We start from the raw sequence: 22074 nt of genomic DNA, 5'->3' as shown, positions 1-22074 counted from the left end.
CCGGTTTAGAACCGGATAAAACCGGTGAATTGTAACCGCACATTGTTACCCCGCTCGCCCGTATTGATCTTTCTTTCACCATACAGTACTTCCCCGGCGAGCTTGAAATAGCGGGTAAAATAATAAGTGGTGTTGAAGGAGGTGTAGCTGGAATAACGCAGGGCCGCGTTGCCCATGCTGCCGGTATTGAATAACCGGATGCTGCTCCATCCGATGGCCGATCCCCATTTATCATTCCAGTAACGGTCGTAGTATGCCCAGTAGTTGAGCATCTCCAGCGGTTCTATGCTGAGGTCTTTTGCGTAGGCATCGTATCCCTGGCCGCTGATCCCTTCGTTGAATTTTGAGAATCCCTTTCCATAATTTACCTGGAAGCGAATATCGTCTTTGCCGTGCAGGGCGATGCTGCCGGAAAAACTGCCGGCATACCCGAAGCTTGTCTTCTTGACAGCCTGGCCGTTTTTGTAATCAATAGGATGCAATAGTGCAGCCAGGCGAAGGTGGCTGGCAACTTCCTGTCCGAAGTTTTTCTGCAGGGCTGCCGTTACATCCGGATACACTGTTCTTTTTTCCCAGGTGAGCGGCAGTATGATATCGCTGCCAGGCTGCTCTACTGAAACTGACAACGTGTATTGCTTCGGCAATTTTTGGGTGAAGCGTAGCTGCGGCTGCCGTATTGAAATGATCGCGTTAGGCCCCCAGAAGTCGACGATATTGGGCCAGATATTCGCATTCATAAAGTTACTAAAGGTTTGTCCCAGTATCCACTTGCCATGCTCGATATAGGCATGGCGGAGGCGCGGGTTACCGGTATTGTTGCCCCACAGGTCAAATTCAAGTACTGCTTTTAAAAAGCGTCCCCGGCGATCTACGGGGCCCAACGCCGTGAAGGCAAATCGCGACTGGCGATAGCTGAACACCGTATTCGCATCATGCAGTGTTGGTACTGTTATGGTGGACGGTTGAAACCCATACTTATTGGCCATGTCGTTGAAGTCGTGGATGAAGTCGGCCTGGACAAATCCGTTAAAGCGAAGCCGGATGCCCCGCACATCGGTAAACACCAACCCTTCGTAGGAGCCACTTTCGATATCGTTGCGGGTAATGCCTTTGCCTTTTTCTTTTTCCGGTGGCTGCTCCTGGGCCAATAATGTATTGCAGGTGAAGAGCAGCAGTATGGTCATGTAAAGCCTGTTCATCGATCGCGCTGTTTGGTGATGACTCGGCGGGGATGCATCAAGTTACTCTATTTTCTGTAGATGAAAACGGTGCCCGTTCAGTTTTTAGAATATTGAGCAACTTGGAATTATTTGTGAATGACATTGGGTGTAACTTTCAACTATCGACTATTGATATTCTCCCGCTGCGTAAGACAATGCTTCCTGCTGCTTCCATCCCAAGGTGATCGTTTCTATTCTACTCACTAAATGTTTGCACATGTCTCTTTACACAAAGAAAAAGGATGCCAGCCGCCTGGTGATCGGTATGTATGCGATGGACAGCTCGACCCACAGCATTCCCAAATACACCATGCCCGATGATGCGCAGGATATGCGAACCATTTATCACCTCGTGCATGATGAGTTGATGCTGGATGGCAATTCGCGCATGAACCTGGCCACTTTTTGTCAGACCTGGCTCGACGAGTACGTACACTAGCTAATGGATGAATGCCTCGACAAGAACATGATCGATAAAGACGAATATCCGCAGACGGCCGAGATCGAGAACCGTTGCGTGCATATACTCGCCGACTTGTGGAACTCGCCCGAAAGTGCCGAAACGATCGGCTGCAGCACCACCGGTTCCAGTGAGGCGGCCATGCTGGGCGGCCTCGCCATGAAATGGCGCTGGCGCCTGAAAAGATTGAAAGAAGGCAAGCCGGTCGATAAGCCCAACCTGATCTGCGGCGCCGTGCAGGTATGCTGGCATAAGTTTGCCCGCTATTTCGATGTTGAGTTGCGCGAAGTAGGGATGGAGCATGGCAGGCTGGAGCTAACACCCGAAAAGGTTTTGGAACTGGCAGACGAAAATACCATTGGTGTAGTGCCCACCTTCGGCCTCACGTTTACGCTTACCTATGAGCCGGTGAAAGCCATTGCCGATGCGCTGGATAAACTGCAGCAGGAAAAAGGACTGGATATACCTATTCATGTGGATGCTGCCAGTGGCGGTTTCATTGCTCCTTTTGTGGATCCCAACCTGGTGTGGGATTTCAGGATACCCCGTGTGAAGTCGATCAACTGTTCGGGGCATAAATATGGATTGAGTCCGCTGGGTGTTGGGTGGGTGGTTTGGCGTGAGAAGCACGACCTGCCGGAGGAACTGGTTTTCAGGGTGAATTACCTCGGCGGCGATATGCCCACCTTTGCGCTTAATTTTTCACGGCCTGGTGGGCAGATCGTAGCGCAATACTACAACCTGTTGCGGCATGGCAAGGAAGGATATGCGAAGATCCAGCAGGCCTGCCTCGATCACGCGGCCTACATCGCCGATGCCATTTCGCAAATGGGGCATTTCGATATCCTGTATAACGGGCGGGGCGGTTTGCCCGGCGCCTGCTGGACGTTGAAGCAAGGCGATCATCCTTTTAGTTTATATGATATTACCGATAAGATCCGCTCGCGCGGATGGCAGATCGCTTCTTATCCTTTAACGGGCTCAGCGAGTAATATCGTGGTGCAAAGAGTATTGATCCGTCATGGGTTTAGCCGTGATATGGCCGATATGCTGATCGAGGATTACAAGCGTTGTGTGGACCATTTTGAAAAGCATCCGGTCACTTCACCTTTGAACCAGGCCGAGGGCGGCGGTTTCCATCACTGATGATGCACGCTTGTCTTTGCAGGATTTTGCGGGTGGCGTGAACGTGTGGAGCTGTATTCAACCAGGTTTTTCTTATGTACAAGTATAGGTTAAGGCGGGCTCCTGGTTTTTACCAGGAGCCCCTTTGTGTTGTTGCGCCCAGGGGTTATTTTTGAAGACTTATGGCGCAACCCACTGAAAAGATCTCCCTGACAAGACTGAAAGCGATCATTGGCGGCTCTATCGGTAACCTGGTGGAATGGTACGACTGGTATGCTTATGCTGCCTTTGCCCTGTATTTTTCAGGGTCTTTCTTTCCCAAAGGCAATGCCACAGCGCAGCTGCTGAATACGGCGGGTGTGTTTGCGTTGGGTTTTTTAATGCGCCCCATCGGGGGTTGGCTCTTTGGCTATCTCGCCGATAAACGCGGACGGAAGATCTCCATGACCTGGTCGGTATTGCTGATGTCGCTGGGCTCCCTGCTCATAGCCTGTACACCCACGTATGCCAGCATAGGCATCCTGGCTCCGGTGATCTTATTGCTGGCGCGGTTGCTGCAAGGGCTCAGTGTGGGCGGCGAGTACGGGGTGTCGGCTACTTACCTCAGTGAAATGGCCACCCGCAACCGGCGAGGTTTTTATTCCAGTTTTCAATACGTGACCCTGATCGGCGGTCAGCTGATCGCTTTGGGTATCCAACTCATTTTACAGAAGCTGCTCACGAGCGAGCAATTGCATGCCTGGGGCTGGCGCATTCCCTTTGTGATCGGCGCCATCCTGTCGGTAGTGGCCCTGTACCTGCGCAGCAGTCTGCAGGAAACGCCTTCATTCGAAATCGCTGAAGCGAATCAATCCGTTAAGAAGGGGTCGGTAAAAGAATTGCTGAAGCATCCGCGGGCTGTATTGACCGTTGTAGGGCTTACGCTGGGCGGCACCCTCGCTTTCTATACGTACACCACCTACATGCAAAAGTTCCTGGTGAACACGGTGCACCTTAGTAAGGAGCAAAGTACCATGTTGTCATTTATCTCGCTGTTGTTGTTTGCCTTGCTCCAGCCTTTTCTGGGATCACTGAGCGATCGAATCGGCCGGCGGCCTTTGCTGATCTCCTTTGGTGTGTTGGGCGTGTTGTGTACGGTGCCTTTGCTGACGGCTCTGAGCGCCACGACTTCCTTGTTCGCTGCCTTCCTGTTGCTAATGGCTGCGCTTTTGATCGTGAGCGGCTATACGAGTATCAATGCGGTGGTCAAGGCCGAACTGTTTCCGGCCGAAGTGCGTGCGCTGGGTGTTGGCCTGCCTTATGCGTTGACAGTGGCCATCTTTGGCGGCAGCGCTGAGTATGTAGCGTTGTGGTTGAAGGATAGTGGGCATGAGTCGTGGTTTTACTGGTATATCACCGCTTGCATCGGCGTTTCGCTGTTGGTGTACGTGCTGATGAAAGATACGAAGCAGACGTCGAAGTTGAATGAAGAAGTTTGATGGGCTTAACGTAAAGTTCATATTGCGGGGCGTCGTACAGCTGCCTTAACCTGTACATTCGCGCCCGGTTTATGGAATAAAACTCAATCTGACACTTACTACTATGAACAAAACTCTTGTCCTTGCTGCTGCGCTTGCCCTGGGCCAGCTCACGCTCCGTGCCCAGGATCAGCATGTGATCCTGATCAGCATAGATGGTCTTCGTCCTGAATTTTACAAAGATGCTTCGTGGAATATGGTGCACCTGCGCCAGGTGATGGAAGAAGGCGCTTATGCCGATGGGGTGGATGGCGTTTTCCCAACTGTTACCTATCCTTCGCATACGACCATGATCTCTGGCGTGAAGCCCTTGAAACATGGCATCTATTACAACACGCCTTCGGAACCGCTGGGTGTTACCGGCAACTGGATCTGGCAATATGAGAACATCAAAGTGCCCACGCTGTTCAGTGTAGCCAAAGAGAAAGGATTGAAGACGGCTTCCGTATTCTGGCCCGTATCGGTAGGTGGCCCGGCTACTTATAATATTCCCGAGTATTGGTATTTGCCCAAGGAAAAAGGGCAGGAGCGTACGATGGCTAAAGCCTTGCAGGAGCATGCCAATCCGCCCGGTTTGTTTGAGGAGCTGGAGCAAAAAGCCACCGGTAAACTGGATGAGTTGGACTTCAATGGCGACTACCTGGGCATCGATGAAAACCTGGCCCGCATGAGCGCTTATCTCATCCGCCAGTATAAGCCTTCCCTATTGGCGGTGCACCTGGTAACGGTCGATCACTTCGAGCATGAGCAGGGGCGTGATGGCGATAAGGTAAGGGCGGCAATCGCAGGCGTAGACCGGGCTATCAAAACCATCCGCGAAGCGGTACAGAAAGCAGGCATTGCCGATAAAACGACTTTCATCGTTACCGGCGATCATGGTTTTGTTGACATCCATGATGCCATTGCACCGAATGTACTGCTGGCGAAGGCGGGTTTGTACGATCCGCAGAAGCCGGAGAACTGGAAGGCCTATTTTCATCAATCGGGTGGTGCAGCCTTCCTGCAACTAAGAGACAAGAATGACAAGCAAACCAAAGAAAAAGTATTGCAGTTGCTGAATGGGTTGCCGGCTGCACAACGGAATACCTTTATCATTAAATCGCGCGAAGAACTGGACGCTGTAGGCGCCGATGGCTCTGCGGCTTTTGCCCTGGCAGGCCAGCAGGGTTATACCTTTAGTGGTGCAGCTACCGGCGAACTGATCCGTGCCGGCAAAGGCGGCACGCATGGTTTCTTTCCCGATTTCAAAGAGATACAGACGGGTTTTGTTGCCTTTGGCAAGAATATCAGGAAAGGCGCTGTGGTACCTCGTATGGGGCTGGTCGATATTGCACCGCTGATCAGCAAACTGCTCAAGTTCGATATGCCTGCAGGTGATGGCCTGCTGCTCAATGGCGTTCTGATAAAATAATTTAAACAACAATCGCTGCATGCAAGCCGGTCCTGTGTGACCGGCTTTTTCTATTGCGGAAGGCGGAGGGCTCAACTTTTATCCCGCCGGCATCGTACCTGCCGGCGCTTCGTACTACTAAAGTGGTATTGTTTTACCTCCTGGATCATGTTACCTTGCTTACGTTAATGTATCACGCCATTGATGAATCCTACCAGATAATCCCGAAACTCTACCTGGCCTGCTGATTAGTTATCGCATTGCATTTTCATTCCTTAGGATCCCTGCGCTTACAAGACACTTATTATTTAACCCTCCCGGGCATCCGTCTACGTATGCGCGATCGCCGGGATACAACTTGTATTTATGCCAGACAGTGTAACTCAGATCCAAAAAGCTGGACCGGTTGGTACCAAGCTGAATATCGCTATCCTCGGCGATGGGTTTGCAGCGGCTGATCAAACCCTGTACAATGACACGGTTCAATCCTTGCTGATGGATGGGGTTTTCGGTCACGATTATTTTTACGAAGACAAGCAGGCTTTCAATGTATTCCGCGTCAACCTCATTTCCAATGACTCGGGGGTGAGCACGCGGCAATATGATGAGCATGGTACGCCCGACGATGCTTCGGATGATACGATCATTAGTACCACGCTGCGCGATACGGCCCTGAAGTATATTTTCAGCGGATCGTGGGCGCATTGCTGGCTGGAAGGTACGGCGACAACGGGTACGCTGGTAAATGCTGCGCTGACCACCTGGGTACCGGACTATGACCTGGTGGTTGTTATTCTCAACAACCCCAACTATGGCGGCTGTGGTGGTGGTGGTTTTCAAATCATACCCCGTGGGGTGACCTGGCCGGTGCTGGCGCATGAGTTTGGCCACGGCACCGGAGGCCTGGCCGATGAATATTGTACTTCTCGTGTTTACTCGGGCCCCGAGCCAGGCGTGGCGAACCTGACCACCAATACCAATCGCAATACACTCAAGTGGAAAAAATTCGTAGCTCCGGCAACCCCGGTCCCTACCGGTACAGGTAACTGTGCGGGTTATACCGGCGGCGTAAAGCCGCCCGGCTGGAGTGATGCACACGACGCCGGTTTGTTTGAAGGCGGGGGTACGAACAGTACTGGCATGTACCGCCCGGTGATCAATTGCCGCATGCGGGGCAATACGCCGGAGTTTTGCCCGGTGTGTTATACCGAAATGAAAAACAGGATGCACACTTATACGGGGCGCAATTTCCTGAAATGTTATGCGGGTGATTTTAATGGCGATGGCAAATCGGACCTGCTGGTGCACAATGGCAATTCCATCATGATCTATCGCAGTAATGGTACGCAGCTGGATGTGGTGTTCAGTACGGTAGAACGCGTGCCCGGCTCGTGGCAGTTTCAGCCCAACGACCGTTTTTATATTGGTGATTTCAATGGCGATGGCAAAGATGAGGTGGCTGTATTCAATGGCACCGATTGGGTGATGGAATACCTCGGTTTACTCGCCGACGATGGCAACAATGGATTAAGGCTTATTGCCCGTTACGATAATTCAATGCCTGGGTGGGATTTCAAAAAAGACGACCAGTTCTTCGTAGCCGACTTCAACGGCGATGGTAAAAAGGACCTGATCGTTTTCAATGGCACTAGCTGGGTGTTTCCCTACCTCGGCATGCTGCGCTCGTCTGGCACCGGCTTTTCGTTGGTGAAACGGTACGATCAAAACCTGCCGGGCTGGCAAATGACAAAGGGGGACAAGTTCTATGTGGGCGACTTCAATGGTGATGGTAAAGAGGACCTCTTCGTTTTTAATGGCGATAACTGGGCCTTTCCTTACCTGGGTATGTTGCAAAGTACCGGTACTGCTTATCGTATGGTGAAACGGTATGATCAAAACCTGCCGGGCTGGCAAATGACAAAAGGTGATAAGTTCTATGTGGCCGATTTTAACGGCGATGGAAAAAAAGATATCTATTTGTTCAATGGCGAGAACTGGGTGATGGCCTATTTGGGCATGCTGAGCTCGTCGGGTACGGCTTTGTCGATGGTGCGCCGTTACGATGGCAATGCACCAGGCTGGCAAATGCGGCGCAACGATCAGCATTATGTATGCAACATCAAGGGTGATAGCCGGGAAGATCTGTTCGTCTTCAATTGCCTGGATTGGAGCACGGAATACCTGGGTACGATGGCTTCGAACGGAACTACGCTTTCGTGCGCCTGGAAAGAGGACTGGGTAGGGGAGTGGAACCTCGGCCGGGTAGACCGCTTTATTCCGTGTAACTTTGAGGGAGCCGCCGGTAAACGTGACCTGTTTGTGCACAACACGAACTGGTTTGGCATGATCAAAGCCACGCCCACCCTCAGCCTGCAGAAACTTTATTTTAAATGGATCCACAACTACCGTCATGGTAGGAACTGGTAAAAATAATTGAGGTAAGCTATGACACGTAAATCAACGAAAGGCATTTTTGGCAAGGCCATGGATGCCCAGGCTACCGATCCGGTGATTGAAAATAGTAAGCTGCCCCGCATGGAGGCGGTCGACAGTAAGCAAGCTGCGCCCTTGCCAAAGCAAGCTAAAAATGCGTTGATAATGGGTGCTGCGAAAGAGGGTGATGCGAAGGCTACCAAAAAAGACATCCAGGCGGGCAAGGCGATGGGCGCTTTCGATCCCAAAGAGAAAGTAAAGATGTCGCCGCCTGTGGGCGACATGAAGCCGAAAGCGACGCGCAAAACGGCCGGTGATTTCTACCTGGTATTCCGGATGCATGTGCAAAATGGGGAAATGACTGTTGAGGCATGCAAAAGGGTTGATAGCGAACTACTGCGCGAAGAGGGGATTGTGCAAGGTGGTTTGACCTACGAAGCTACCTTGCTCGAGCAACGTCTCAGCATAGCCTCTGTGCCCGATTTTGGAGAGCAGCGAAGCTTTCCGCATCCCGAGGATAAGGCGCGCGCTGGCCACCATATCTCCATTCTGCCGAGTTTCGATTTCAATGTAAGGATACCCGGTGATGCGATCACCGAAAAAGACCTGCCCAAAGTAAAGGTCCTGTTGTATCGATTCAAGGAGCATGTTCCCGATCTGAAGTTGAACAGTTCTCCTTTACATATGCAGTTTGAAAAGGAAACCCGCGTGGTGGCCGAGCTCGATGGTATTACGGCCGACAAAATGGACAAAGCCGTGCGTGCCCAGGTGAAAGCCGCCTTTGGGAAATAAAGCGATGACAGGCGTTTAGCTCCATGGCAGTTGATCCGCTGTTAATGTGCTTTGGTGTATCAGATTAGTCAGTTAGGCCGATTGCTGATCCTGGGCCAAAATAAGGCAGCAATGACCTTCGTTTTCAGGTGACAAATAATCTGACACCTATAGCATTGTATTATGGCTCCAAATACCTCTATGGCGCAAACGTATTCCCGGCATGGCATTGATCCTTCGAACAAACTGGTACTGGTTTTCCTGTTCGCTTTTCTACTAGCCTGTCTGGGACAGATCGGCTTTAGCTGCTATGTCATGAACCGGCAGTTGCAGGCTGTGCCCAATTCTTTTGATCCAAGCATCATACATCACCTCAACAAAAAACTGGTGCTCTCCGGTCTGCTGGCAGGCGTATTGGGTATGGTGATCACTTTATGGGCTGTTGCTTTATTGCGTTGCGGTAGATCGATGGCGAAAGTGGTAGTGCCGGGCCTCTGGCTGATTGCCGCCTTTATTTTGGCGGCGGGCTATTGGTTCCTGGCGCGCACAGAAAAAGGGTACCTGTTCCATTCAAGGTATTTTGCCCTGTATCTGTGCCTGGCTGTACCCCTGGCGCTAGCGATGATCGCGGGACTATGGGGAATGACAGGCCTTTATCGCCGGCGCTGGTAGCAGCTGGTGCAGGCCAGTTGGCACAGGATGATCGGCTCATCACTTCGTGCAGGCTGGTGTGCTCTATACGGCAACTTTAATACTTACGGTAGTAAAAATAGGAGGGCTCCGTCAGCGACTTCCAGTTCTCTTTGGTGAGGTCGCCCGCGTCGAGTTTATCAAAAAGTTCCCGGCTGCCGCAGATCGTGATGATGTATTGGATCTTGCTTTGGGGGTCCCTCGACCGCTGAAAATCGTAAAAGTCATAAGCGCCCTGTGGCACGATCCTTTCTATCTGCGTTCGCAAATAATTGGCTATGGTGTCGGGATGTTTGTATTGTACGTTGCGGGGTACCGGTATGTCAAAGATCCCTTCATAGAGACCCGACGGGATCCTGGCGAACAGAAAATTGCGGTTCAGCGATTCTTTCCGCAGGAATTCCTGGGCATCGCCATTGGTGATGAAGATCTTCTTTTCGCTTTTGAAGCGGAAGGGATTTTCTTTGGCCAGTTTGGAGATGATACTGGCATCGAACCAGTAACAGTTGTTGTTACTCATGATGCGGTTGCCCGGGATGTTGACCTTCCAAACCCTTATTTCCCGGTTGTTTTGAACCAGGCTGATGTAATACGGTTCGTGTGTTAACCGGAGGTTGACCTCGGGGCCACTTGTGAGGAGCGGCATTACCTTTTTGATGTCTTCGGGCTGGTCGAGGATGAAGCTTACTTTGTCTCTGGTGTTTTCGATCCTCGTCCAGCCAATCAGTTTCGACTTTGCGTTGATCAGCGTTGTGTCGAAAGGTTCAGCCTGCCTGGCCTGGAGGTTGACGGATAAAAGCAGCAATATTGCTAACTGGAAACGGATCATGTAGCTTTCCGGTTTAGGTGTGCTACAAACTTATTTCCTTTTAGGCGTTTAGCAATAGCTGTCATCCGCCTATTTGGAGGATGGCGCGTTTTAACGGGCCATAATTAGGACAATGTTAACGGTGATCGTATGGTCTTGGATCAGGCCGTTGCCAGCTGACCGGTCGTTTCGCCCGCTTTATGCCCTTTAATTGCATAATAGCATATGTAGAGGTAGCAGGGGAGGGTACATAATGTAAAGGCAGTTGCATTGGGAATATGCCAGCTGTCTTTCAAAAAGCCGTACAGCAGTGGCAGGATCGCGCCTCCGGCAATGCCCATTACCAGCAGGGCCGATCCCATCTGTGTATGCCGGCCCAGCCCTTTAATGGCCAGCGGAAAGATGGCAGGCCACATCAAGGCGTTGGATAACCCCAGCAGTGCAATAAATACGATGGCTACATAGCCGCTGCTGAGGTAGATGCCGAGGCTGAATGCGATGCCTGTAAGGGCCGATATCTTCAAAGCGTTTTGCTGACTGATATATTTTGGAATAGTAAAGATGCCGATAACATAACCCACCAACATAGCGATGAGCGTGAATGTCGTGAAATAGCGTGTCGTATCGAGGCTGATGCCTGCGGCATTGCCAAATACACCGATCGCGTCGCCTGCCATCACCTCTACACCAACGTATAAGAACAAACAAAGTACGCCGAGCCAGAGATGCGGGAACTGGAATATGCTCTTATGCTGATCTGCGGTGGCCACTGCCTCTTCGCTGCTCTTCGATGTATCGATATTGGGCAGGTTGCTTCTCCTTACCAGGAATGCCAGTATGGCCAGTATAACGGCCATCACGATATAAGGGCCAATGACACGGCCTGCCAGCTCATCGAGCATGGTTGCTTTGGCAGCTGCATCAGTGGTTTCGTTTATTTTCTTCTCCAGCTCTCCGGCATTGCCCAGGATCAGTGCGCCAAGAATGAGCGGACTAAGTGCTCCTGCTCCCTTGTTACAAATACCCATGATGCTGATGCGCTGGGCGGCGCTTTCAATAGGCCCAATGATACTGATATAGGGATTGGAGGCTGTTTGTAACAGAGCCAGACCGGTACCTTGTACAAATAAGCCGGTCAGGAATAAGGCGAAGTTCCTGGTTTGCGCAGCTGGTATAAATATCAGTGATCCGGCAGCCATGATGAGCAGACCGAGTGCCATACCGTTTTTAAACCCCGTGCCTTGCAGTATACGGGCCGATGGTATAGCCAGGAAGAAGTAGGCCATGTAAAAAGCAAACGTGACGAAAAACGCTTCCGTTACCGTTTCCAGCTGACAGGTTAATTTAAGAAAAGGAATCAGGGTGCCGTTCAGCCAGGTTACAAAGCCGAATACGAAGAACAGGATCCCGATGATGATCATGGCGCTGCGGTTGCCGGATGTCTTTGTCATATTGCCGTTGATGATGGTTCGCTATGAAGATAGCGATAACACGGCAGGGGATATGGTGACCAGGCTGTCCAATCGGTTGCGCAAAATCCAGGAAAGGGAAACAAACGATTGCGCCCCAGGCATCCGCCCTGCCAATTGGCGGGGCGGGACGCTAAAAGATTTATTGTAGCTTATTGATTTTGTATTCGTTCTGCTGCCGCACCAGCGTTACATGAATGGTTGTTGCTACTCCATCGGGCGACCATTTGTACGAGACCTTGTACTGATCTTTCTGTTGCGGTACCTTTTCCACCTGCAGGGTCTTCAGGGTACTGGTATCGCAGTCCTGTGCGTTCAGGTAAGGGTTGACATCCATTTCTTCATCGGACTTGATCTCTTTGATAAGGGCGGCCGTGCAATACTTCTTTTCAATGACAGCCATCTCCTCATTGGAGGCGCCTTTAGAGCAGGCTGTAATATAATCGGTGTAAAACTGTTTCAGCCATTGTTTGGCTTCGTCTTCGGGTGGTTTTTTCTTCGATTGACAACTATTTCCCATCGATAGAATGACTACGGCAAGGGCTGCGGTCAGTATACTCTTTTTCATGTTAGATATTCTTTAGCTGATAAAATTAACGCAGGCATCCCGGAATACCGGGACGCCTGCGTTGAAATGTAAGAATTGAATATATTATCGATTAGGAATGTATTTATATACGATGCCATCCGGACCCCAGCAGTAAGCAATGCCTCCTATGACAGCAGCGCTGCTTTCAGGGATACTTTCGGGCGTGGTGGTAATTGTTTTCCAGGCGGAAGCTGGTGCGGCTGCAGGATCGAATTCATACATATACGCCTGCATAAGGGCATAGGCTTTACCATTCATTACGAACGTACTGGCGCTGCTTTGTACTGTGAATGGCATACTTACGCCGGTAAGTTCTTTAACACCCAGTGAAGCGTTTGCCGGATCAAAAACGTACATTTTTTGGGTATAACCCAATCCTGAGGTAAGACCACCCCCGATGTAACACTTGTTGTTCAGCACAAAATAAGTACTGTACAGGGCACTCTGCACGGTATAGTCGCGGGCTACCGACAATGACCAGGTGTTGGTGGCAGTTATGTATTCATAAATACCCGATCCATGGTAGAAGTTCCCATTGTACACCCTGTTGTTGATCGTGAACCCAACGCCACCATAGCCGGCAACTGGGAAGTACGTTTTGCTGATCCAGGCTGCATCGCCGGGTACAGACGGGTCATATTCCCACCAGTCATTGCGGGCACCGGATGAGGCATTGCCCTGGCCGATGTATACTTTGTTGTTCAACATGGTAAACGATGGCAATGCCCTTGCGTTGACAAAGCCTGGCAATGTAGCGCCCGGTGACCATGTCTTTGTGGATGGGTCAAAGATCTGAAAGCCATTGTTCAGGTTGCCGCTGCCATTTCGACCAAGGCCTATGTATATTTTGTTGTTGTAAACGAATGACATGCCATCGACATAATAACCTCCGTGTTTTGCTGAAATGGGTACCCAGATATTGGTTACTTCGAAGGAGCCGATAAGGTGATCGGTGCCTGCTTGTTTCAGCACGATGTTGCCTCCGATCCCATCTGCAGGAACTTTGAATTGGAGGGAAGTGGAAGTACGGCCAGCTTCAATGGGTACTACTGTGCCATTGAGCGTTACGGTGGCATCCGACGAAAAGTTCTTGCCGTTGATGGTAACGAGGGTCGATCGGGCCCCGAAGCCAGGTGTATAAGACGTGATGTTGGGCAACATACTAAAAGGGGTAGGGCTTTGGGTACTGTCTTTCAGCATCACGGCGATGGTTGCATTACCGCTGAAGGAAGGCACTTTTACACGAATAGTGGTAGTGGTGGCTTCTACGATATCGGATGTTTTGATATTGCCAAACCAAACTGTGTCGAGTGTTTTGTCGTCGGAGAAATTGGTGCCCGTAATGGTAATCACTTCTCCTTCTTTCGCTTTGGCAGGTGTAAAGCCGGTAATGGTAGGTTTAACCCAAAAGTCAGGTACACTGATCGTTTCCAGGCTGCCGGCCGTTACCTTCAGCTTTCCGTTCAATGCAGCTTCAGGTACTTTGGCTTTGAGGCTGGTTGCACTTACAAAAGTGACTTCGGTGGCCTGTGCGCTTCCAAAATACACCTTGCTATCGTTCGCAAAGCGGGTGCCGGTGATGGTAACCTCGATGCCCGGTTTGCCATGTGTAGGGCTGATGTTTGTGATGGAAGGAGCTGTTGGGTTTACCTTGAAGTCGGTGAGGGACGTGGCGGTGCTGTCGCCAACCTTCACCGTGATCCGGCCCGTTAACGCCTCTTCCGGCACGGTAACGGAAAGTTCTGTGGTGGTAGCCTTGGAAACTTCGGCAGTAATACCATTGAATTTTACGGTGTTTTTGGATTTGTCATCTGAAAAATGCTGACCGGTGATGATGACAGTGGTACCTACCTGTGCTTCTGTGGGTGTGAAGCTCGTTATGACGGGTGGTGTCGGAACAGCGTCCGGAGCTGTCTTGTCTTTTTTGTTGCACCCTATAATTGCCGTTAGTGCAAGAACAGGTATTGCAACCATCGCTAAAACTCGTTGCTGGTTCTTCATTAGTAGTGGGATTTTGAATTGGTTCAAATAAAAAATAGTCATCGACATTGTCGGTACTATCCTTTCCGCAAATGAATATTGTTTTGGTTGTTTTTTATAGCACAATCGGATAGAACGCACTTTATGTAGCTTGAAGGGGGGCCGGGAGATAACGATCAACAAAAAAAGCTTCACTGTATAGTGAAGCTTTTTTAGCGGAACCGGTTATTGTAAGTTTTTTACATGGTCGGGATTGTACCTGTTATTTGAGCAGGTTGGGATTGTTTTGTTCTTCTGCCCTGGTTTTCTAAATTATTGAGGTTCCAATACCAGCGTCACCTTATTGAAGTCTGCCGCTGCATTGATGATCTTTTTAAATTCTTCGTATTGTGTTATCGGGTAATGGATATTCCGGTATTCCTCCATGACATCTACTTTTACCACATTACCTTCCAATTTATAAGATGATTCAAAACCCATCGTTACCTGGTCGTTTTCCCGGTAAACTTTGCTGATATTGAGGTCATTCAGGTTTTTTACCCTATAGCCAGCCGGTAGTACGAACTCAATGGTTCGGTGCAGCACGTGTGGATAGTTAACGTCCATCGCAAATTGCCGGGGCTTTTCCTGGTACATTTGGGCTTGTGGCCCAATGATCTCACCGATCTTGACCAGTACTTTATTGCCGGCTCTGTCTACCAGTTCACTGGCATTCACTTGCAGGTCGAGCACAAAAGGTTTATTCTCCCGGATGCTTTCCATTTCCTTGTTCTCCACTTTTGAAGTGATCACCCGCTCGGAATTGGTGCCGAATTTTGCCATTTCCTTGAGCATCTCCTGTTGTTGTTCGGCGGGGCCATAGTTAAAGCTGAGTCGATAATAAACAGCGGAATAACCGGCATACAATTGCTTGCTTTGAACGATAAGGGTATCCAGAGAGGCATCGAGGCGAACCTTCGCTTCAATATTGTTGTATGACCAGTTATAATCTTCCCCCTGTATGCGACGGATATCGGCCAGTGCTGTTGTGAAGTTGCCGATGGTAGTTCCTTTACAAAAAATGCCGTTGGTGCCTACCCACGAAGGGTCAATGAGCGGGTAACGCATACCCAATAGGGTAGGGGCAATATATTTTTTCAGCTTCGGGAAATAGATCACCTGGTTATCGCAATTGTTCCAGTTCTCAAAAGTTCTGTCGACTTCGAAGTTTTCTCTTGATCCACACATTACAAATTCATGTTCGATGTTCAATTGCTTGAAAACCGCACCATAAAGTCGCAGGATGCCCCGATGGCTCGATATCTTGTTCCTGATGATCATTTCCAGGTTCTCAGCCGATTCGTCGTTGAGGTTCTCCTCTGTGCTGAAGTTCTTTTTCAGGTGGTTTTCAACAGCGACCACAACGGTGGCATCGTTCCCTTCAATTTTCTTCCAGTTATTACTGCTGATCAGATCATTTACCCGTTTTATTTCCTTGTCCGAGTAGGTTCCATAGATGGAGAAAGCCCTTTTTGCCAACTCATTCCAGGTAAATACTCTTTCTGTTTTGCTACGGCTGGCGTTGTACGATAACTTGTACTCAACCCTTTTGAGATTGGCCGTGTAGTTAGCATATTTTTCTTCATCCACGCCGGTAATATCCGCCTGGTTAACGGTAATGATCCGTTTGTCAACGATCGTGGTGTCGCTTGCTGCATTTACCTGGTTATAGCCTTTTGTTTCAAAGATCAACCGGGCGGGGGATACCACGATCACCTGCGCCGCTAAAACGGGATAATTGTTTTGAATAATTTCCCTGCCAAAGTAAGAGACAAATGCTTTATAGGTATAGTAGAACTCGACCTCACAGCCTTTTTCCAAACCTTCCATAGCAAAGATCTTATAGCGTTGTTCGCCCTCCTGCAAATCCCGGATATTCTTACTGTCGACCGTTATGATCTTACCGTTGGGCAGGATGGTACGTGCCATGATGTCGACGATCTCATTGCTTGAGCTCACGGGCAGGTACACTTTATTGAACCTTTCAATACCCTTGTCGTCATTAATATGGATGCGCTTGTGTAATGTTTTATAGGAGGTCACTTCATCTTTCCCGTCTATGAATTCTACGCGGCGTTTGTCGAGTAGTATAACGGCCGATTCGTTGTTGTACTTGCTGTCGAGCTTTTGAATGACGTTACTGCCACTCCATTGTTCCCGTTCAATGGAGGGAGTGGTTTGGGAAAATGCCTGTAGCTGGCAAGCCAGCAGGCCGAGGGTCAATAGTTTCTGTAGCGAGTTTGACATGTACTATTTTTTAGAGATGCTTATGGATTCTTTGTATTGGGGAAAAAGGCGTTCGAGAACCTCATTCCACTCTTTGAATTGACTGGGTTCTACCATCAGGTGGTCGTTGTAAAATTCCTGGGTCAGGATGATGGCATTACCCTTTTGTTCATAATTGAGGGCAAACCCCCAGGCATTATTCCGGAAAGATCTTCCCTTCGGCAGATGACTCACCTGGTAGCCATCGGGAATGGTAAGTACGGTCACATACCGGTCAATAAACCGGAAATCGAGCTTGACAGGCATCTTTCGCTTTGGGTAATCGATCTCTTCATGTTCATAATGCTTGAGCAGGTTCATATTCATGTACCACTCGTCTCCCAATTTGCGGGCATAATCCTGTAAGTCAAATTTTGCGGTGAGCGTGACATATTCTTTGCTCGACTGATCGGTGATCTCGTATCCGGTAAGGTGAAATTTGTTAGAGCCGCGGGAAAAGCGGCTTTTCATATATTCTTCCTTATCCCTGGCATTGTAATAGTTTAACAGGCCGTGGGTATTCATCGCGAAATAACCTGTTACATGCTGCTTGATGGTGCCTGTTATTCCCTTGTCGGTGATTTGCAGGAAGGTGGAATCGGTTTTTATACTAACCGGCCCTGTCGCAGAGGGCACTTTTACAATCCGGAATTGATCCGGGCCCATCCCAATCATGGCCTCTTTATCCTGAATGCCTTCGGATGGAATTCCAAAAATACAGGTAGGGTCGGTTCCATCTAAAAATATGAACTCTCCTTCTTTTAGCTGTATGGTGCAGATCATGTGATTGCTGACCAGCGGCAGCGGTGTTTCGCGGTAGGAATAGGGGAGGTCCCGTGTTCCGATCCAGGTATAGTAGGCAGGTACTCCGGCAGTGTTCAGCATCATGGTGAGGATACTACTCATGTCCTTACAATCACCGTATCGCCGACTGCATACAAAATTTGCATCGCGGGGTATAAAACCTTCCATGCCATTCTCGAAGGCAATATACTTGATATGCCCCTGTACCCATTGGTAGATACGGCGTGCTTTTTCTTCCTTCGAATTGATGCCCCTGGTCAATGAGTCTACAAGTCTTTTCAATTCAGGGCCCACCTCTTTGTTGATTTCCTTTACGAAACTACTATTCAGTTTGTAGAGTGCGCTGGTGTCTGCGAGATAGGTTACGTCCACTCCTTTGTCATTCTTATACTTTTCAATATAAAAGATTACGTGGGGTGCATAATAGGATCTGCCGGGAGCGTCGGGATATTTTTGGAGCGGGGCCAGGTCCTTTGCCTGGAATTTGTAGGTGATCTCCCCGCCTTTTTTATCTTGGGTAAAAAGGATCTTATCGGTGTCCAATCCTTTAAAGACATACTTAACCGACATATCTTTTGGAAAGGAGATCGTGAGCTCATTATTTATTACCGGGATGCTGCGCGCAAAATACTGCGGAGAAAGCAGGTAGGCCTTTTTGTGAATAGCCTTCTGGTTCAATACGCCGATAGCCCCTGGCCCGATGGCGGGGAAATCGAATACGGTTTGTTTTACATCGTCGTAGAATACGCTGCCCGATTGCATGTCGCCGGTTCTGAAACTGGTAACTTTTACTTTTTTGTTTTCAGCGGTGCGGGTAAAGGCTTCATATTCCGTTACCTCATGAAAGCTGCTGGTCGTGAATCCATATCGGCCGAGATAGGCGGCTGCATCGGACGACAGGAACATCACCTGCTCGCTTTCTTTGCTTTCCACATAGGGTTCTCCGTCTTTGAGTGATATCCTGAATTGGGTGGATGCATGAAGTAATACCGCTTCGTGGCCCGGATATTTGCTCTTCAATTCTTCTACCTCTTGGGCGGCAACCGGCAGGGCGCCTCCCAACCCAACCATTAGCAGGATGGATGCTATTCTTTTAAATGGTTTCATTTTACCTCCAACAATTGACCGTAATAAAAAATTCTAACCTGTTTAAGCTTTCCGGTTTCATCATAGAAACGTTGTTCGCCGTGCAGGTCGCCGTTGTAGTAATTTCCTTCTTCAACTACAATGCCCTTTGTGTTATACTCTTTGTAAGCGCCATGATAATTATCGTGCAGGTTATTATATACCGACCTGGGCTTCCCATCGGGGTAATATTCATTGCGGAGCCCTTCTGTAACTCCGAAAACCTCGTTGTCGTTTACTGCTACCTGGCCATTGGTGTGATAAAGGGTGAAAGGGCCATTTTGAACACCGTCTACATATTCCATGATAGCAGAGACCGTACCATTGGCAAAGTAGGCTTTTAGTTTACCATTGCCCTGCAGGAAAGGAATTTCCGGTACCAGCTGGCCGTTTTTGTCGAGGTAGCTGTAACCCATTTGTGCTCCTTCTTCATAGCGCAATTGGTACATTAACTCACCGCTTTGGGCAAATCGTTTATAGAGGCCATGGCGCTCGCCGTTTTCGTTCGTTATTTCGGTATCTGGCTTCCCATTTTTGTAATAGAAAATGGCCTTTCCGTGCAATTTTCCGGCTTTATATTCTTCTGTGTAGGACAGGCTTCCGTCTGCGCGGTAATATTTCCAGGAGCCTACTTTCTCGTTCAATTTATACTTGCCTTCTGTTTGCACTTTTCCACTATAATTATATACGGTATAGGTGCTATCCAGCAGTCCGTTTTTGTAGTATTGAACGGTCATGGGCGAACCATCGAAATAATAGGATCTGAACTGTCCGTTTATGTTGCCGTTCACAAAAACACACTCACCCGATTTCTTGCCTGTGGCATTGTGTGTAGTGTATTTTCCATTGCCATTTTTGAATTGCATCACATTAATAAGCTTACCTGTTGTATCGTATTCACTGAAGCCCAGTAATTTGCCCATTTCGTAGACATAATCGGTATGCTTTTTCCCGTTTGGCCAGTAGGATGTTTTAAGTCCGTTTATTTTCCCGTTCAGGTACCAGCTGCGGTTGGTCAGGTTGCCGAGTTCGTCGTAGTTGAGCCATTCTCCCTGCAACATGCTCTCTCCGTACCAACCTTCTTCCTGCGTAGCGCCATGGATATACCAGGATGTATAGTAGCCCGTTTTTTCATTGTGTTCATAGGGTTCTGAATTCCGCTTCTGTCCATTTGGATGAAAAGAAACCGACGTTCCGTTCATTTCACCCTTGCTATATACTTCCTGGGCTCGTTCTTTACCGGAACCAAAAAAGTAGGTTCGGTTGCCATCTATTTCTCCCTTTGAATTGTAGACGGTTAACATCTTTTTGGTGCCATCGGGGTTGAGGGTGAGCATCTCCATTTTCCCTTTGCTCATTTCCGACATACTGATCTGTTTGCCGGTTTTGTCGAAGTAACGGCCTGTCTTCACCACATCTTCATCAAATGTGAGCGTGGAATAAAGTTTCCCGTCCTTGTCGAAGTATTGTACATCTCCTGAAGTTTTACCTTTCTTATTGATATACCGGGCATTTACCTGCCCGTTATCATAATAGCTAACGTATTCCCCCTCCAGTATGCCATTGTTGTAATTTTCAGTGGCTTTAAGTTTGCCATTTTCGTCGTAACGTTTCAAGAGGCCGGTCAATTTACCCTGACCATAGTTCCCTTCGATCGATAATGTACCGTCATTGTACCATACTTTAAATGGCCCGCTCAGTTCATCATCCGTGTAGCTACCCTCGGTTTCGAGCTGGCCATTTTCGTAGAAGGTCCTGGCGGGCCCGTTACGTTTGTTGTCAGTATATTTTTCTTCCAACTGGGTTATGCCCGACTCGAAGAAGGTTTTCTTGGTTCCGTTCAGTTTGCCATTCGAAAAGTGCTGGATCATTTTGATGTTGCCTTCTTCATAATAAGCGGTATGTTCTCCGTGGGCTTCGCCATTTTTATAGGTAGCACGCGATGAAACGATCCCATTCTCGTAGTAGTAGGTTTCTGCTCCTTCCTGTTTGCCGCCCTTATAAATTTCCTGACCTTTCAGTTGACCGTTGAAATAGTAATAGTTGAATGTGTCTTCCTTTTCTCCCTTTTCATTATAGGTGCCTTCTCCCTTTTTATTGCCTGTGCCGTAATAGAACACCCAGGGGCCTGTGAGCAGGTCCTTGTTAGGGGCAACGCCTTTTCCAAACAGCCGGCCATCGACGAAGTGGTAGATAGCGCCATTGGCGGTACGTTTTGAAACTTGTAGTTGGCGGGTGGCCCTTATCTGGTTCAGGTAACTAATGATATCGGATTTTAAGGACTCAATATCTTTTTTCTTTTTCTTGTTATAATTCTGGATAGCCGGGATGTTAACATCAGAGAACATATAGTTCACGAGATGCTCAAAATTCTTGTCGTCAAAGATCTTTTTGTACAACGGAACATAAAATTGCATGGAGAAATCCTTGTCGGACTCATCGTAAGATAGTTTCTCGAAAACAACCTGCATTTGCCTGGGGATGGGATCATCCAGGTCGATGGTGGCCTTATAGTTCTTATCCAATGCGATTTTCGAGAGTACAATTTGCTCGATCAACCGGAAGTTGTCGGAGGGATCTTCCTGGCGTTTATTGACCAATTCCATAATATCATCCTTACTCTTTGCTATTTCACTAAGCATGTTGATGGCGTTTTTAGCGAATTTGCCGTCTGGATCAACCGTCAGGTTACCCAGCATACCGAAAAAGGCGGGAATGATCTTTCCCTGGTTGACGGCACTGATGCCCAATTTATAATGGGCACTGGAGGCATATGGGTTGATCAGTAGTGCCTGCTGAAATACTTTTTCAGCTTCTGCGTATTTTTTCATCCGCAGAAGCGTGGTTCCTTTATTGATATGAAGACTTACATAAACGGGGTAAAGGGCAATGGCGGAGTCGAAAATTTGCAGGGAACGTGCCTGCTGACCTGAATAATCCAATAAGGACGCATACTGTGCCAATAGTTCGGGGCAACGCTCACGTTCTGTTTTTAATGAAAGCGCTTCTTCGCAGTATCGAATGCCGGCGGTGAACTGGCTATCGGCAGAGCAGGTCAGGGCGCTTTCATATAAAGCCATTACATAATTTGTATCGCCCAGGGGTACCTTTTGAAATTCTCTGAGCGCTTCTTTATACTTTCCGTCATCGTATAATTTGACCCCGGTTTGGATGATTTCGCCAGAGTTAATGAGTTTGGCCTTGTTTTGTGCTTTTGCGAAAAGGCCGATAGTACAGAGTAGACTCAACAGGGTTATTCGTGGTTTCATTACGATTACGGGCATTAATAAGTGAAAATAACGGTAAGTTCATAACAACGAACTTGTTACAGGTATTATTTTGCATACCCGGAAAGGTTAAACGTTTTAGACCCCATCAGGTTATACCCG

General features: G+C 48.7%; 15 protein-coding genes. 7 read left to right on the top strand and 8 right to left on the bottom strand.

All coding sequences use genetic code 11. The annotated features are described in order from the left end of the window. Positions 1-5 precede the first annotated feature (5 nt). Positions 6-1199, bottom strand: a complete 1194-nt coding sequence (locus P2H89_RS11410) for a DcaP family trimeric outer membrane transporter (RefSeq protein ID WP_275826871.1) — start codon at positions 1197-1199, stop codon at positions 6-8. A 238-nt stretch (positions 1200-1437) separates the two neighbouring features. Between P2H89_RS11410 and P2H89_RS11405 the strand changes: the two genes are divergently transcribed. The 7 genes from P2H89_RS11405 to P2H89_RS11375 all read left to right on the top strand — a co-directional run bounded on the left by P2H89_RS11405 (position 1438) and on the right by P2H89_RS11375 (position 9588). Then, entirely contained in the window at positions 1438-1659 is a 222-nt protein-coding gene (locus P2H89_RS11405) for a hypothetical protein (protein ID WP_275826870.1), read from the top strand. A gap of 3 nt (positions 1660-1662) precedes the next feature. Further along, the gene (locus P2H89_RS11400; RefSeq protein ID WP_275826869.1) at positions 1663-2826 is read left to right on the top strand and encodes a glutamate decarboxylase; all 1164 of its coding nucleotides are present in this window, start codon (positions 1663-1665) and stop codon (positions 2824-2826) included. Positions 2827-2987: 161 nt separating this feature from the next. After that, positions 2988-4283 carry an MFS transporter gene (locus P2H89_RS11395; RefSeq protein WP_275826868.1) on the top strand — a complete coding sequence of 432 codons (1296 nt, stop codon included), beginning with the start codon at positions 2988-2990 and terminating at the stop codon, positions 4281-4283. A 103-nt stretch (positions 4284-4386) separates the two neighbouring features. Next, complete coding sequence (locus P2H89_RS11390; RefSeq protein WP_275826867.1) at positions 4387-5733, top strand: ectonucleotide pyrophosphatase/phosphodiesterase; 1347 nt, start codon at positions 4387-4389, stop codon at positions 5731-5733. 345 nt (positions 5734-6078) lie between these two features. Then, positions 6079-8139 carry a M64 family metallopeptidase gene (locus P2H89_RS11385; protein WP_275826866.1) on the top strand — a complete coding sequence of 687 codons (2061 nt, stop codon included), beginning with the start codon at positions 6079-6081 and terminating at the stop codon, positions 8137-8139. Positions 8140-8157: 18 nt separating this feature from the next. Then, the gene (locus tag P2H89_RS11380) at positions 8158-8937 is read left to right on the top strand and encodes a hypothetical protein (RefSeq protein WP_275826865.1); all 780 of its coding nucleotides are present in this window, start codon (positions 8158-8160) and stop codon (positions 8935-8937) included. A 180-nt stretch (positions 8938-9117) separates the two neighbouring features. After that, positions 9118-9588, top strand: a complete 471-nt coding sequence (locus P2H89_RS11375) for a hypothetical protein (RefSeq protein WP_275826864.1) — start codon at positions 9118-9120, stop codon at positions 9586-9588. 76 nt (positions 9589-9664) lie between these two features. Here the strand turns inward: P2H89_RS11375 and P2H89_RS11370 are convergent, their stop codons facing one another. The 7 genes from P2H89_RS11370 to P2H89_RS11340 all read right to left on the bottom strand — a co-directional run bounded on the left by P2H89_RS11370 (position 9665) and on the right by P2H89_RS11340 (position 21954). Further along, entirely contained in the window at positions 9665-10435 is a 771-nt protein-coding gene (locus P2H89_RS11370; protein ID WP_275826863.1) for a hypothetical protein, read from the bottom strand. Between the two features lie 140 nt (positions 10436-10575). Next, on the bottom strand, positions 10576-11865 hold the full coding sequence (locus P2H89_RS11365; RefSeq protein ID WP_275826862.1) for a sugar MFS transporter: 1290 nt from the start codon (positions 11863-11865) through the stop codon (positions 10576-10578). 160 nt (positions 11866-12025) lie between these two features. Next, entirely contained in the window at positions 12026-12451 is a 426-nt protein-coding gene (locus tag P2H89_RS11360) for a DUF3828 domain-containing protein (RefSeq protein ID WP_275826861.1), read from the bottom strand. Between the two features lie 84 nt (positions 12452-12535). Then, positions 12536-14473, bottom strand: coding sequence for an IPT/TIG domain-containing protein (locus P2H89_RS11355; RefSeq protein ID WP_275826860.1), 1938 nt, complete (start codon positions 14471-14473; stop codon positions 12536-12538). Between the two features lie 291 nt (positions 14474-14764). Beyond that, a complete protein-coding gene (locus tag P2H89_RS11350; RefSeq protein WP_275826859.1) occupies positions 14765-16738 on the bottom strand; it encodes a DUF3857 domain-containing protein in 1974 nt (657 codons plus the stop codon). A 3-nt stretch (positions 16739-16741) separates the two neighbouring features. Next, complete coding sequence (locus tag P2H89_RS11345; protein ID WP_275826858.1) at positions 16742-18667, bottom strand: transglutaminase-like domain-containing protein; 1926 nt, start codon at positions 18665-18667, stop codon at positions 16742-16744. Further along, the gene (locus P2H89_RS11340; protein ID WP_275826857.1) at positions 18664-21954 is read right to left on the bottom strand and encodes a hypothetical protein; all 3291 of its coding nucleotides are present in this window, start codon (positions 21952-21954) and stop codon (positions 18664-18666) included. The genes P2H89_RS11345 and P2H89_RS11340 overlap by 4 nt, the downstream gene beginning before the upstream one ends. Positions 21955-22074 lie beyond the last annotated feature (120 nt).

This window comes from Paraflavitalea sp. CAU 1676 (assembly GCF_029223285.1).
Lineage (GTDB): Bacteria > Bacteroidota > Bacteroidia > Chitinophagales > Chitinophagaceae > Paraflavitalea.
Note: the sequence above shows the minus strand (reverse complement) of the source record. Positions and strands in the feature narration are given on the sequence as shown.